Here is a 13,363-nt window from a genome sequence, read left to right on the forward strand (position 1 = left end):
ATGGCCGAACACCCCTCCCCGCCGCTAATGGCAGGCTCGAAAGGTTCTTTTACCCTCGCCAACGGCCTGCACGTCTGCCTGCGTGAAGACCACCGTGCGCCACTGGTCAGCGTGCAGCTGTGGTACCACGTAGGCTCCAGCTACGAACCTGAAGGCCACACCGGCCTGTCCCATGCCTTGGAGCATCTACTGTTCGAGGGCAGCAGCAAGCTGGCGCCTGGCCAGTACTCAACCCTCATGACCCGCTTGGGCGGCGACCCGAATGCATTCACCTATGCGGATGCCACGGTATTTCCGCTCACCTTGCCAACCCGCCACCTGGAAATTGCCCTGGAGGCCATGGCTGATGTCATGGCCAGTGCCACCCTCGGCGATACGCCCTTTGCTCGGGAACTGGCAGTGGTCATGGCTGAGCGGCGCGAGGCAGTGGACAACAATCCTTGGGCATTGGCACTGGAGCATCACGACTTGCTGGCTTACGGCAATAGTGGCCATGGCACGCCTGTCATTGGCCACCTGTCAGATCTGGAGAGCCTCACTCCAGCCGCAGCGCGTACCTGGTACCAGACCTGGTATCACCCCAACAATGCCACCCTCGCCGTGGCCGGCGACATCAGCCTGCTACAACTGCAAACCTTGGTGACGCGCCACTTTGCGGCGATCCCCGCCCATCGCTTGCCGATGCAGCCCTTACCCACGGGGCCCTCCTCCCACGGCCGGCGTTTTCAGACGCTGCGCCTGCCAGGCTTGCACAACGGCGCGATCATAAGCTTCAAACTACCCAGCCAGCGTACCGCGCAGTCTGCCAGGCAGGCCTACGCACTGCGTCTACTTCCCGATCTGCTTGCCAACGGCTACAGCAGCATCCTCCAGCGCAGGCTGCTGCTGGACGAACCCATCCTGCAATACATGAAAGCGACCTATGAACCCTGGCAGCGCGGTGACAGCCTGCTGACCCTTTACGCGTTCTGCAGCCCACACGTAACCCCTGAGACCGCGGCCGAGCGGCTGATGCAGGAGATCGAAGCGTTTCGCCAGTCAGCGCCAGCCAAGGAACACCTGCAACGTGCCAAGGCTCGTCTGCTGGCCAGGCTGATTTTCGAACGGGACGACATTGCCGAACAGGCCCAAACCATGGGTAAACAGGCCGCCTGTGGCTTGCCGGTCATTTCGCTCGAGGAAGAACAACAGGCCATCGAGACCGTGACAGCCGAGCAGGTAGGCCTGGCTGCCTATGAATTCCTCACCGATTCCCGTGCAGCCTTCACGTTCACGCACCACAAGGAAAGCGCTCATGACTGACTCAACGACCCCGCAACAGCCTGCCGGAGCCAACAACCTTTACGGCGGGCTGCTCTCTGCCCAGGGACTTGACCTGAACCAGTTCGAAACCATCCATACACCGGTTCAAGCGTGGAAGACGACTACGGGCACGGACGTCAAATTCGTTGAAGCACGGGAACTGCCAATCGTTGACGTGATACTACGGTTCAAGGCCGGCACTACGCAGGACACTCTGTACCCTGGCCTGGCAGCCTTGACGCTCTCCATGCTCGATGAGGGTAGCCAGGCCTACACGGCTGCCCAGCAGGCTGAGCACCTGGAGCGCCTGGGCGCGGTCATGGAAAAACAAGTACGTCTGGAACATGCGACGCTGCGCCTGCGCAGCCTTAGCCCTCCTTCTTTGCTCGACCCGGCCTTGGCGCTGCTTACCGACCTCGTGGCCCACCCTGTCTTCCACCCAATGGCCCTGACCAAGATCAAGCGCCAGTTGCTGCAAAACCATGCATCGCGCGAGCGGCTACCCATTTTCAGAGCACGTAGCGAAGTCTTCCGACACCTGTTCAACGGGCATCCTTACGGCAACCCTCTGGGCAGCACCGCTCAAGGTATCGAGGCCATTACCCCTGAGGACTTGCGGTCATTCCACCAACGCGCCTACTGCGCCAGCAACCTTGAGATGGTCGTGGTAGGCGACCTTTCCCTTGCACAAGCCCAAGCCATCTCACAGCAGATCAGCCAGGCCCTGCCGCAAGGCTGGTCGGCCACCGAACTGCCGGCAGCCCCATCGGCCCCCAGCGCGACGATAGTCGTCGAACAGGCCGGTGCCAGCAGTGCGGTCCTGCTGGCACTGCCCATGAACGTACCCGCCAACGATCCGGAGTTTCTGGCCCTGACCTTGGCAAGCGCTGTTCTGGGAGAGGGCCTCGAGTCGCGCTTGATGGTGGAGTTGCGCCAACGACGCGGCCTGACCTACGGCGTGCACACGCATGTATTGCCATTGAGTGCAGGCGGCCTGTTCACCGTGGAATGGGAGGTTGCGCCCCAGCATGTGCAGGGCTCGCAGGCACTGGTAGAAACCCTGCTGCAGGCGTTCATCGACCAAGGGCCCACCCAGCTGGAGCTGCAACTGGCACGCAAACAGCTGGAAGGGCAGTTGCTGCGAGGGATCGCGCAGAACAGGCAACTGGCAACACTGCTGACGGAAGTAACCCATCAGCGGCAACCTGCCGATCATCTCGACACGTACAGCGCCCGTATTGCCGAACTTACCCCGGCAGATGTCCGAGCCGTCATGCAGCGCCGGCTGGCCCTGAGCCGCAAGGTACTTGTCAGTGTCGGACCAGGCGTTCAGCAACAGCCGCTGCCAGCCCCCGACCAATAGCGCAGGTACTGTGGCGCTGTTTCGTGGCAAGCTAGCAAGGCACATCATGAGCCACCCAGCATGCCCAGCCACAACGCCACATTCCGTCCGGCCATCGGCCTGTCCAATCCCCACCTGCAGACCCTGTGGGGGCCACTCTGGCGCAAGCTGCCTGAGCTGCAGCGCGACCGCGAGCGACTGTGGCTGGCCGACGGCGACTTCATCGATCTGGACTGGCATGGCCCGCACCAACCCCATGCGCCACTGGTACTGGTGCTGCATGGGCTGACCGGCTCGTCTCACTCGCCTTACGTGAAAGGCTTGCAGCAAGCGCTGCAAGGTCGCGGCTGGGCCAGTGTGGCAGTGAACTGGCGAGGTTGTTCAGGCGAGCCCAACCTGTTGCCGCGCAGTTACCATTCCGGCGCCAGCGAAGACCTGGCGGAAATTGTCAGCCATCTTCGCGCCCAGCGCCCGCTGGCGCCGCTGTATGCAGTGGGTTATTCGCTGGGTGGCAATGTATTGTTGAAATACTTGGGTGAGAGCGGCGTCGCCAGCCAACTGGAGGCAGCGGCTGCAGTTTCGGTGCCGTTTCGCCTGGACCACTGCGCCGACCGTATCGGCCAAGGGTTCTCCAAGGTGTATCAGGCGCATTTCATGCGCGAGATGCTGGCGTATGTTCAGCTCAAGCAGCGGCACTTCCACGACCAAGGCCAGCATGAACAGCTGGCGACACTGGAGCGCCTGGGCCAACTCACCAACTTGCGCACATTCTGGGACTTCGACGGTAAAGTCACTGCACCGCTCAATGGCTTTCGCGATGCGCACGACTACTATCGTCGCTCATCCAGCCACTTCTTCCTCGGCCAGAACCGCACGCCCACGCTGATCATCCATTCCAGCGATGACCCCTTCGTGTCCAGCCACAGCCTGCCGACGACCCGTGAACTGTCACCACAAACCCGCTTCGAACTGCATGACCGCGGTGGGCATGTGGGCTTTGTCGATGGCAGCCTGCGAAATCCGGGGTACTACCTGGAACGACGGATTCCGCAGTGGCTGGTGGACGGTAGCTAGCGCTCGAATGCGTAAAGGCTGCGCGTCCCCTGTGGGAGCGGGCATGCCCACGTACACCGGCATTGCCGGTGCCAACCACCGCGGGGGCCCGCTCCTACAGGGGCTCAACCCGGTCTGCTTACTCGCCGGTGGCCACAGCATGCTGCGGGTTGTTGATCCACTCGCTCCACGACCCCGCATACAGCTTGCCCAGCGGGTACCCCGCCAGGGCCATTGCAAACAGGTTATGGCAAGCGGTTACCCCAGACCCGCAATAAGACACCAACTGCTCCGGCGCTCGTCCACCCAGCTTTTCGGCAAAACGCTGCTTTAGCTGATCCGCCGGCAAAAAACGCCCGTCAGCCCCCAGGTTGTCGGTAAACGCCGCGCACTGGGCCCCGGGAATATGCCCTGCCACCGGGTCGATAGGCTCCACTTCACCGCGAAAACGCGGCAAGGCACGCGCATCGATCAAGGTCAGGTCTGCACTACCAAGGCGCTTGCCCAGATGGTCGGCATCGATCAGCAGCTTCGCGTCAGGTTCCCCACTGAAAGTGCCCTCACGTTTGGGCGGCGGGTCCAGGCTCAACGGCAGGTGCGCCGCGTGCCAGGCCTTCAGGCCACCGTCCAGAATCGCCACACCGCTGCGCTTGCCCAGCCAGACCAGCAGCCACCAGGCGCGGGCGGCAAAGGCGCCGGGGCCGTCGTCATACAGCACCACCTCGCTGTCATTGTCCAGGCCCCACTCTCGCAGGCGCTCGACCAGCCGCTGGGCATCGGGCAGCGGGTGGCGCCCGGTGCGCCCCTTGCTCACCGGCCCGCTGAGATCCCGGTCCAGGTCGGCAAAATGCGCCCCCTCAATATGCCCCTGGGCATAGCTGCGCTGGCCATAGTCCACATCCTCGAGGGCAAAGCGGCAGTCGAGGATCACCAACTTGGGCGAGCCCAGACGCTCGGCCAACTGCTGCGGGGTGATCAATTGCGCAAGGGGCATGACAATCTCCTGATCGATGGCACAAGAGCCCTGGGCTAGTGCTCCAGGGCCTGGTTGAACGGTACATGGAATTCCTGACACAGCGCGTCCACGGCAGGACGGGCATTGTCGGTGACGAAACCGAGCTCCAGCACCAACACCTGATAGACGCCGCGCTTGAAGGCTTCTTCACCCAAGTGCGCGGAATGTTCACGTGTGGTGCTGAGAAAACGTACCCATGATGTCAGCACGATCCAGGCATTTATGGTCAGCGATTCGATCTGCGCCGGCACCATGGCCAGGATCCCTGCCTCGACGAAGCCGCGGTAGATCGCCTGGCCCTGGCGCAGGCAGCGTTCGGAAAAACGCCGGTAACGGGCGGCCAGTTCGGCATCGCTGTCCAGCAGATGTTCCAGGTCACGGTGCAAGAAGCGGTAGTTCCACATCGCCGCCAGCAAGGCCTTGAGGTAGAAGCGCTTGTCTTCCACGGTTGCCGCGCGGCCCTGCGGCGGGCGCAGAAAGCTGTCCACCAGCGCTTCGTACTGGCTGAACAACAGGGCAATGATCGCCTGCTTGTTGGGGAAGTGGTAATACAGGTTGCCGGGCGAGATTTCCATGTGCGCGGCAATGTGGTTGGTACTGACGCTGCGTTCGCCCTGCTGGTTGAACAGCTCCAGGCTGTTCTGCACGATGCGCTCTCGGGTCTTCATGCGCGGGGCCATGCTCAGCTCCCAGTCTGCGGGCTTTCATCAAAGGTTTATCTTACGGCGTATTACAGATGGAATGCACCGTTGAGCGGCATGGAAAAATTCGCACCATGGTACAAATTAGAGTATAGGCTCTAGGCAACCCCGGCCCGGACTCGACACCACCATGAACTCGCCCAGTGCCTTGCCCCCTCTGCAATTCGACCTCGACCTCGCAACGACGTTCGCGGCCCAGCGCCAGGCCTTTGCCGGTAACCCGCTGCCACCAGCGGCGCAGCGGCGCCAGTGGCTGAAAAGCCTGCGTGAAGCCTTGCTGAGCAGCCAGGCAGGACTGATCGAAGCCATCAGCCAGGATTTTGCCGGGCGCAGCGCCGATGAGACCTTGCTGGCCGAACTGCTACCGTCGGTGCAGGGCCTGCGTCACGCCGAAAAGCACTTGCAAAGCTGGATGCGCACCCGCCGACGCCGCGTCGGCCTGGCGTTCCAGCCGGCCAGCGCACAGGTGCGCTATCAACCCTTGGGCGTGGTCGGCATCATGGTGCCGTGGAACTACCCGCTGTTCCTCGCCATCGGCCCGTTGACCTGCGCCCTGGCCGCCGGCAACCGGGTCATGCTCAAGCTTAGCGAGGCCACGCCCGCGACTGGCCTGGCCCTACAGCAACTGCTCGAGCGTGTGTTCCCCACAGACCTGGTCAGCGTTGTGCTCGGTGAGGTCGAGGTGGGCCAGGCCTTCGCCCGCCTGCCGTTCGATCACCTGCTGTTCACCGGTGCCACCAGCGTGGGCCGCCAGGTGATGCAGGCTGCCGCACACAACCTGACCCCGGTCACCCTGGAGCTGGGTGGCAAATCCCCCGCTATTGTTTCTGACGATGTGCCGCTGGACAGCGCCGCCGAACGCATCGCCTTCGGCAAGACCCTCAACGCCGGCCAAACCTGCGTCGCCCCCGACTACGTACTGGTGCCGCGCGAACGGCTGCCCGCCTTCAGCGACGCCTACCAGCGCGCCGTGCACCGACTGTACCCGCGTATTGCCGACAACCCCGACTACACCGCCATCATCAACCCGCGCCAGTTGCAGCGCTTGCAGCACCTGCTGGACGATGCCCGCGCCAAAGGCGCGCAAGTACTCGACTTGTACCCAGGCGAAGCCCCTCAGGGGCGGCGCCTGCCACCACACTTGCTGCTGGATGTGAACGACAGCATGCAGGTGATGCAGGACGAAATCTTCGGCCCGCTATTGCCGTTAGTGCCTTATGACGGCCTCGACCAGGCCTTGGCCTACATCAACCAGCGCCCACGCCCACTGGCGCTGTACTTCTTTGGCTATGACCGCCACACCCAGGAGCATGTGCTGCGTCACACCCACTCCGGCGGTGTGTGCCTGAACGACACCTTGCTGCATGTTGCCCAGGACGATCTACCCTTCGGCGGCATCGGCCCTTCAGGCATGGGCCACTACCATGGTCATGACGGCTTCCTCACCTTCAGCAAGGCCAAGGCAGTACTTGCCAAACAACGCTTCAACGCCGCACGGCTGATCTACCCGCCTTATGGCAAAGCCTTGCAGCGCTTGGTCTACAAACTGTTCATCCGCTGAGGATCGCACCATGCACCGCCGCGACCTGCTGCGTTTCAGCCTCGGCGCCAGTGCTTTTCTGGCGGGTGCCAGCCTGGTGGGGTGCAGCGTGCAAACCGCCGCGACCGGCTATCAGGTACTCCGTGACGACGACCTGCCCCTGCTGCGTGCGCTGATCCCGGTGGTCCTGGCCGGTACACAGGCCACCGATGCGCCGGTGTTGCGCAGCCTCGACAACAAGCTGGCGGCGTTGTCGCCGGAAATGCTCAAGCTCACCCGGCAATTATTCGACGTGCTCAGCCTGCCGCTGACTCGCGGCCCGCTGACCGGCGTCTGGGGCAGTTGGGGCCAAGCTTGCGCCACGCAGGTCACGGCGTTCCTGCAGCGTTGGCAGGACAGCTCGCTGAACCTGCTACGCATGGGGCACGCCTCGTTGCTGCAACTGCTGCAAATGGCCTGGTACGAACGCCCTGAATCCTGGGCAGACTGCGGTTACCCGGGCCCACCGAAAATCTGAAAAACAACAAGAGCATCGCCAATGCCTGTCCCCGACCCGTTTCGCCAAGGCCTCGAACGCGGCTGGATCACCCACGACGCCTCGCGCCTGGAGCACGACCTGTTTCTGGAGGCCGACATTGCCGTGATCGGCAGTGGTGCCGGCGGCGCCACCAGTGCGCAGATGCTCAGCGCTGCCGGTTTCAAAGTACTGCTGATCGAAGAAGGCCCCCTGAAAACCAGTAGCGATTTCCACCTGCTGGAGAGTGAAGCCTACGCAAGCCTGTACCAGGAAGGCCTGGGACGCATGAGCAAGGATGGCGCCATTACCATCCTGCAGGGCCGCGCCGTGGGTGGCACCACGCTGGTGAACTGGACCTCAAGCTTTCGTACCCCGCCGCAAACCCTGGCGCACTGGGCCTCGGTCCATGGCGTGAACGGTTTGGGCGAGGATGAACTGCGCCCCTGGTTCGAGCGCATGGAGCAGGAACTGGGCATCAGCCCTTGGGCCTTGCCGCCGAATGCCAACAACGAGGTGCTGCGCCGGGGCTGCGAACAGCTGGGTTACCGCTGGGGGGTGATCCCGCGCAATGTGCGCGGCTGCTGGAACCTGGGCTACTGCGGCATGGGCTGCCCGGTGAATGCCAAACAATCGATGCTGGTGACCCGTATACCTGCCACCCTCGAGCAAGGCGGCGAACTGCTGTACCTGGCGCGGGCCGAGCGCTTCACCCACAACGGCGAACGCATTCAGAGCCTGACATGCCAGGCCCTGGACGCCCAGGGCATACACCCTACTGGCCGGCAGGTCAGCGTGCGGGCACGTCATTACCTCCTGGCCGGTGGCGGTATCAACAGCCCGGCCCTGCTGCTGCGCTCTGCCGCGCCCGACCCGCATGGTCGCCTGGGCAAGCGAACCTTCCTGCACCTGGTCAACTTCAGTGCGGCACGCTTCAGCGAGCGTATCGACCCCTACCATGGCGCCCCGCAATCGATCTACAGCGATCACTTTCAGTGGCAAGGCGGCGTAGACGGCCCGGCTGGCTACAAGCTGGAAGTACCGCCGCTGCATCCGGCCCTGGCCAGCACCCTGCTGGGCGGGCACGGCCACGAGAGTGCCCAGCGCATGGCCGAGCTGCCCCATACCCATGTGATGCTGGCGCTGCTACGCGATGGTTTTCACCCCGAAAGCCAGGGCGGGGCCGTGGAACTGCGCGGCGATGGTTCACCCGTGCTCGATTACCCGGTCACCGACTACCTGCGGGATGGCCTGCGGCGCGCCTACCGCAGCATGGCGCACATACAGTTCGCCGCTGGCGCCACCCAGGTAACCCCAGTGCACAGCGACGCCAGCGCCGCCTCTCGCCTGGAACAGGCCCTGACCATGATCGACAAACTGCGCCTGGAGCCCTTCCGCACGCGCTTGGGCAGTGCCCATGTGATGGGCGGCTGCGCCCTCGGCGAAGATCCGCGTCAGGCGGTGTGCGACAGCCTGGGGCGCCATCACCAGCTGGAAAACCTGTCGATTCACGACGGCTCGCTGTTCCCCACCAGCATCGGCGCCAACCCGCAATTATCGGTGTATGCCATCAGCGCCAGGCTCAGCGAAGCACTGGTCAGCCGCCTGGCACACAGCGCATGACAACGAACATGGCCCCTGTCTATAGTGCCATCAGTCGGCCGCATGACTTGGCCGGGGCGCCGTCGCTGCGCTACCATCCGACTCCCCAACGCACTCCAGCCAGGATGACGCGATGAACCGAGTGTTGTACCCGGGTACTTTCGACCCCATTACCAAAGGCCATGGCGATCTGGTCGAGCGCGCTTCGCGGCTATTCGACCACGTGATCATCGCGGTGGCGGCCAGCCCCAAGAAAAACCCCTTGTTCCCCCTGGAACAACGGGTTGAGCTCGCCCGTGAGGTCACCAAGCACCTGCCCAATGTCGAAGTCATCGGCTTCTCTTCCCTGTTGGCGCATTTCGCCAAGGAACAGGGCGCCAACGTCTTCCTGCGTGGCCTGCGTGCGGTGTCCGACTTCGAGTACGAGTTCCAGCTGGCGAACATGAACCGGCAACTGGCCCCCGATGTCGAGAGCCTGTTCCTGACGCCGTCGGAGCGTTATTCGTTCATTTCCTCGACCCTGGTCCGGGAGATTGCTGCGCTGGGCGGTGATATCAGCAAGTTCGTCCACCCGGTGGTGGCCGACGCACTGACTGAACGCTTCAAGAAGTAAGCCTGACGCCTGATTGTCGCGCCCGCGTGCACTGCGGGCGCGAATGCGGCACAATTGTGCCCATTGCGTTGAACATGCCCGGGCTGTGAGCCCCGGCCGGAGTCCCCATGTCCCTGATCATCACCGACGATTGCATCAATTGCGACGTCTGCGAACCCGAGTGCCCGAACGAGGCTATCTCCCAAGGCGAAGAGATCTACGTGATCGACCCTAACCTGTGCACCCAGTGCGTAGGCCATTACGACGAGCCGCAGTGCCAGCAGGTCTGCCCGGTCGACTGCATCCCGCTGGATGAAGCGCACCCGGAAACCGAAGAACAGCTGATGGCCAAGTATCGCCGGATCACTGGCAAGGGCTGATCACTGCCCTTCGCTGCACGGTCCCTGTGGGAGCGGGCATGCCGCGAACACCGGCGTAGCCGGTGCCATTCATCGCGTCGCCTGCTTCGCAGGCTTGCCCGCCCCCACAGTTACCGCGCCAACGTTCAGGTTTTGCTTCAACAGGTTTGCAGCGAACGTTTCAGCGTTGGCAGCGCGGGCAGTACACGCTCGCCCTCTGCCCCAGCTTCACTTCGCGCAACTCAGTGCCGCATACCTTGCACGGCTGCCCGCCACGCCCGTACACAAACAGTTCCTGCTGGAAGTACCCCGGCTGCCCGTCGCCACCGATAAAGTCGCGCAGGGTGGTACCGCCCTGCTCGATGGCCGCCGCCAGCACCCGTTTGATCTCGATCGCCAGTTTCAGGTAGCGCGCCCTGGAAATCCCGCCCGCCTCCCGGCGTGGGTCGATACCGGCGGCAAACAGCGCCTCGGTGGCGTAGATGTTGCCCACCCCTACCACCACCGCGTTGTCCATGATGAACGGCTTGACCGCCATCGACCGCCCGCGGGACAGCTGGAACAGCCGTTCACCATCGAACAGGTCGGTCAGCGGCTCAGGCCCCAAGCGCAGCAGTAGCTCATGGTTCAGAGGGTCCAGGCTCCACAGCATGGCACCAAAGCGGCGTGGGTCGGTGTAGCGCAGCATCAGCCCGGACTCCAGCTCGATGTCGACATGCTCATGCTTGGCCGCCGGCAAGCCCAGCTCGACCAGCCGCAGGTTACCCGACATGCCCAAGTGGCTGATCAGCGTACCCACTTCGGCATTGATCAACAGGTACTTGGCACGTCGCTCCACGCTGACGATGCGCTGCCCTGACAGGCGCACATCGAGGTCTTCCGGAATCGGCCAGCGCAGACGCCGGTCGCGTACCACCACACGGCTGACGCGCTGGCCTTCCAGGTGTGGCGCAATACCGCGCCGGGTGGTTTCTACTTCTGGCAATTCCGGCATGTGTCAGTGTCCGCCCAACTCGCGAATGTTCTGCTTGAGGTTTTCGAAATCGTATTCCGACAAACCAATGTAATCGAGCACCAACGGGCCGACCACATTCCATTCGTGGTCCACCGCCTGGTTGCCCAGCACACGGTAGGACGCGCAGATATGCTCGGCCATCTTCAGCACCGCCAACAGGTTTTTCAGCTGGCTCTGGGTATTGCGCGAGGTATCGTCGCGGAACACGGCCAAGGCATTGTGGTGGTTGGCGATGGCCGCACTGAGGTGCTCGGGCAAGCGCCAGGATTTGGCTGTGAAGTAGCCGACCACTGAATGGTTGGTGTTGAACGTGCGGTTTTCGGTATCGACCACGCGTGTTTCTTCGTCGGCCTTGGCGTATGCCTCTTCCAGCACGTCCATGTAATTGGGGAAGCGCTTGAGCATCAACGGCACGCCACAGTCATGGAAGAGGCCAAGGGTATAGGCCTCGTCCGCCGCCTGTATGCCGGTACGCTTGGCCAGCGTCAGGCAGGTCATCGCGACGTCCTGGGCGGTATCCCAGAAGCGGTTGAGGGTAACGATGGTCTCGTCACTCATCTCGCCCTTGATCGACTGGGCGTTGATCAGGTTGATGATCGACCGGCTCCCCAGCAGGTTTACCGCACGCTGGATCGAACCGATCTTGTTGGACAACCCGAAGTGCGGAGAGTTGACCAGCTTGAGCAAGGCGCCAGAGAGGCCCGGGTCCTGGGAAATCAGCTTGGCGATGGTTTCCAGGTCTGGGTCAGGCATGTACTGCTCGAACTGCAGATCGACCATGATCTGCGGTTGAGGCGGGATGGTGATGCCTTGCAAGGCTTGCTGGATCTGTTCGGCGCTGAGTTCTTGGGACATACGTACACACTCGTTTAGGACGGGGGATTTTAACCCTCTCAGCGCCCCCGGGCACCACACCTGTAAAAGCTAAAGCACTGCAGACACGCTATAATCCCGCTCTTTTTCCCGGAGCGACGTCATGTCCCTGCCCAGCCTTCGCCTCAAAGCCAATGCCGACCGCCGCCTGCGCGCCGGCCACCTGTGGGTCTACAGCAACGAAGTCGATGTCAGCGCGACCCCTTTGCAAGGCTTCCAGGCGGGTCAGCAGGCCATTCTCGAGGCAGCCAACGGCAAGCCGCTGGGCATCGTCGCACTGAGCCCGAACAACCTGATCTGCGCCCGTCTGCTGTCACGCGACATCAAGCTGCCGCTGGACAAGTCGCTGCTGGTACACCGCCTGAATGTCGCCCTGTCGCTGCGCGAGCGCCTGTTCGACCAGCCGTGCTACCGCCTGGTCTACGGTGACTCCGACCTGCTCCCAGGCCTGGTGGTCGACCGTTTCTTCGATATCCTCGTGGTGCAGTTGGCCTCGGCCACCATGGAAGCGCACAAGGATGACGTGATCGCCGCACTGGTGCAGGTGCTCAAGCCCAGCGGCATCCTGTTCAAGAACGATTCGGCCGCGCGCGATGCCGAAGGCCTGCAGCGCTATGTCGAGACCGTCTACGGCGAAGTGCCGGACTGGGTGCCGCTGGAAGAGAACGGCGTCAAGTTCGAAGCCCCGGTGCGCGAAGGCCAGAAGACGGGCTGGTTCTACGACCACCGCATGAACCGCGCCCGCCTGGCACCGTACGTGAAGGGCAAGCGTGTACTCGACCTGTTCAGCTATATCGGTGGCTGGGGCGTACAGGCCGGTGCCTTCGGCGCCAGCGAAGTGTTCTGTGTCGATGCCTCGGGCTTTGCCCTGGACGGCGTGGAGCGTAACGCTTCACTGAACGGCATCAGCGAGAAGCTGACCTGCATCGAAGGCGACGTGTTCGAAGCCCTGCGCGAGCTCAAGGCGGCCGAAGAACGCTTCGACGTGATCATTGCCGACCCACCTGCCTTCATCAAGCGCAAAAAAGACCTGAAAAACGGCGAAGCGGCCTACCGCCGCCTGAACGAACAGGCCATGCGCATGTTGAACAAAGACGGCATCCTCGTCAGCGCCTCGTGCTCGATGCACCTGCCCGAGGACGACCTGAACAACATCCTGCTGACCAGCGCCCGCCACCTGGACCGCAACATGCAGCTGCTCGAGCGAGGCGGTCAGGGCCCGGATCACCCGGTACACCCGGCCATCGCCGAAACCCGCTACATCAAAAGCATCACCTGCCGGTTACTGCCAAACAGCTGATATCTGCCAAAAAGGGCCACCCAGCGGCCCTTTCCTGCCGCAATCCCCCCGCCAACCATCCACATCTGCATTCCCTCACCGCGCCAGCGGTGTAGAATCGGCCTATTCATCGCCAGTCATCCCCGGCGGGTTTATGAGCTCTGGTCAAGCACGCG

13 protein-coding genes are annotated in these 13,363 nt (G+C 62.9%); 9 read left to right on the top strand and 4 right to left on the bottom strand.

The annotated features are described in order from the left end of the window. The 3 genes from I8746_RS01750 to I8746_RS01760 are packed head-to-tail and all read left to right on the top strand — an operon-like array spanning nucleotide 1 to nucleotide 3,718. Nucleotides 1–1,302: a pitrilysin family protein gene (locus I8746_RS01750; RefSeq protein ID WP_041167264.1), complete on the top strand. Its 1,302-nt coding sequence runs from the start codon at nucleotides 1–3 to the stop codon at nucleotides 1,300–1,302. Beyond that, nucleotides 1,295–2,665, top strand: a complete 1,371-nt coding sequence (locus tag I8746_RS01755) for a pitrilysin family protein (RefSeq protein ID WP_014754742.1) — start codon at nucleotides 1,295–1,297, stop codon at nucleotides 2,663–2,665. Before I8746_RS01750 ends, I8746_RS01755 begins: the two co-directional genes overlap by 8 nt. A gap of 60 nt (nucleotides 2,666–2,725) precedes the next feature. Beyond that, nucleotides 2,726–3,718 carry a hydrolase gene (locus tag I8746_RS01760; RefSeq protein ID WP_014754743.1) on the top strand — a complete coding sequence of 331 codons (993 nt, stop codon included), beginning with the start codon at nucleotides 2,726–2,728 and terminating at the stop codon, nucleotides 3,716–3,718. A 118-nt stretch (nucleotides 3,719–3,836) separates the two neighbouring features. Here the strand turns inward: I8746_RS01760 and I8746_RS01765 are convergent, their stop codons facing one another. Together I8746_RS01765 and I8746_RS01770 are read right to left on the bottom strand one after the other, a co-directional pair. After that, nucleotides 3,837–4,691 carry a sulfurtransferase gene (locus I8746_RS01765; RefSeq protein ID WP_012053971.1) on the bottom strand — a complete coding sequence of 285 codons (855 nt, stop codon included), beginning with the start codon at nucleotides 4,689–4,691 and terminating at the stop codon, nucleotides 3,837–3,839. Nucleotides 4,692–4,726: 35 nt separating this feature from the next. Next, on the bottom strand, nucleotides 4,727–5,392 hold the full coding sequence (locus I8746_RS01770; RefSeq protein WP_003249070.1) for a TetR/AcrR family transcriptional regulator: 666 nt from the start codon (nucleotides 5,390–5,392) through the stop codon (nucleotides 4,727–4,729). A 151-nt stretch (nucleotides 5,393–5,543) separates the two neighbouring features. On the opposite strand from I8746_RS01770, the gene I8746_RS01775 reads away from it, so the two are divergent. The 5 genes from I8746_RS01775 to I8746_RS01795 all read left to right on the top strand — a co-directional run bounded on the left by I8746_RS01775 (nucleotide 5,544) and on the right by I8746_RS01795 (nucleotide 10,041). After that, the gene (locus I8746_RS01775; RefSeq protein ID WP_014754745.1) at nucleotides 5,544–6,974 is read left to right on the top strand and encodes a coniferyl aldehyde dehydrogenase; all 1,431 of its coding nucleotides are present in this window, start codon (nucleotides 5,544–5,546) and stop codon (nucleotides 6,972–6,974) included. 10 nt (nucleotides 6,975–6,984) lie between these two features. Next, the gene (locus I8746_RS01780) at nucleotides 6,985–7,470 is read left to right on the top strand and encodes a hypothetical protein (protein WP_012053973.1); all 486 of its coding nucleotides are present in this window, start codon (nucleotides 6,985–6,987) and stop codon (nucleotides 7,468–7,470) included. Nucleotides 7,471–7,491: 21 nt separating this feature from the next. Next, a complete protein-coding gene (locus I8746_RS01785; RefSeq protein WP_012053974.1) occupies nucleotides 7,492–9,090 on the top strand; it encodes a GMC family oxidoreductase in 1,599 nt (532 codons plus the stop codon). 112 nt (nucleotides 9,091–9,202) lie between these two features. Further along, the gene (coaD, locus tag I8746_RS01790) at nucleotides 9,203–9,682 is read left to right on the top strand and encodes a pantetheine-phosphate adenylyltransferase (RefSeq protein WP_003249065.1); all 480 of its coding nucleotides are present in this window, start codon (nucleotides 9,203–9,205) and stop codon (nucleotides 9,680–9,682) included. A gap of 107 nt (nucleotides 9,683–9,789) precedes the next feature. Next, nucleotides 9,790–10,041: a YfhL family 4Fe-4S dicluster ferredoxin gene (locus tag I8746_RS01795; protein ID WP_003249063.1), complete on the top strand. Its 252-nt coding sequence runs from the start codon at nucleotides 9,790–9,792 to the stop codon at nucleotides 10,039–10,041. Between the two features lie 160 nt (nucleotides 10,042–10,201). Here I8746_RS01795 and mutM read toward each other — a convergent pair whose 3' ends face one another. Then, entirely contained in the window at nucleotides 10,202–11,014 is an 813-nt protein-coding gene (gene mutM / locus I8746_RS01800; RefSeq protein ID WP_010955661.1) for a bifunctional DNA-formamidopyrimidine glycosylase/DNA-(apurinic or apyrimidinic site) lyase, read from the bottom strand. A gap of 3 nt (nucleotides 11,015–11,017) precedes the next feature. Beyond that, nucleotides 11,018–11,836, bottom strand: coding sequence for an HDOD domain-containing protein (locus tag I8746_RS01805; RefSeq protein ID WP_173881454.1), 819 nt, complete (start codon nucleotides 11,834–11,836; stop codon nucleotides 11,018–11,020). A gap of 175 nt (nucleotides 11,837–12,011) precedes the next feature. Here I8746_RS01805 and I8746_RS01810 point away from each other — a divergent pair, with 175 nt between their 5' ends. Further along, the gene (locus tag I8746_RS01810) at nucleotides 12,012–13,208 is read left to right on the top strand and encodes a class I SAM-dependent rRNA methyltransferase (protein ID WP_221099935.1); all 1,197 of its coding nucleotides are present in this window, start codon (nucleotides 12,012–12,014) and stop codon (nucleotides 13,206–13,208) included. Nucleotides 13,209–13,363 lie beyond the last annotated feature (155 nt).

The organism is Pseudomonas sp. USTB-Z, assembly GCF_019691255.1.
Classification (GTDB): Bacteria; Pseudomonadota; Gammaproteobacteria; order Pseudomonadales; family Pseudomonadaceae; genus Aquipseudomonas; species Aquipseudomonas alloputida.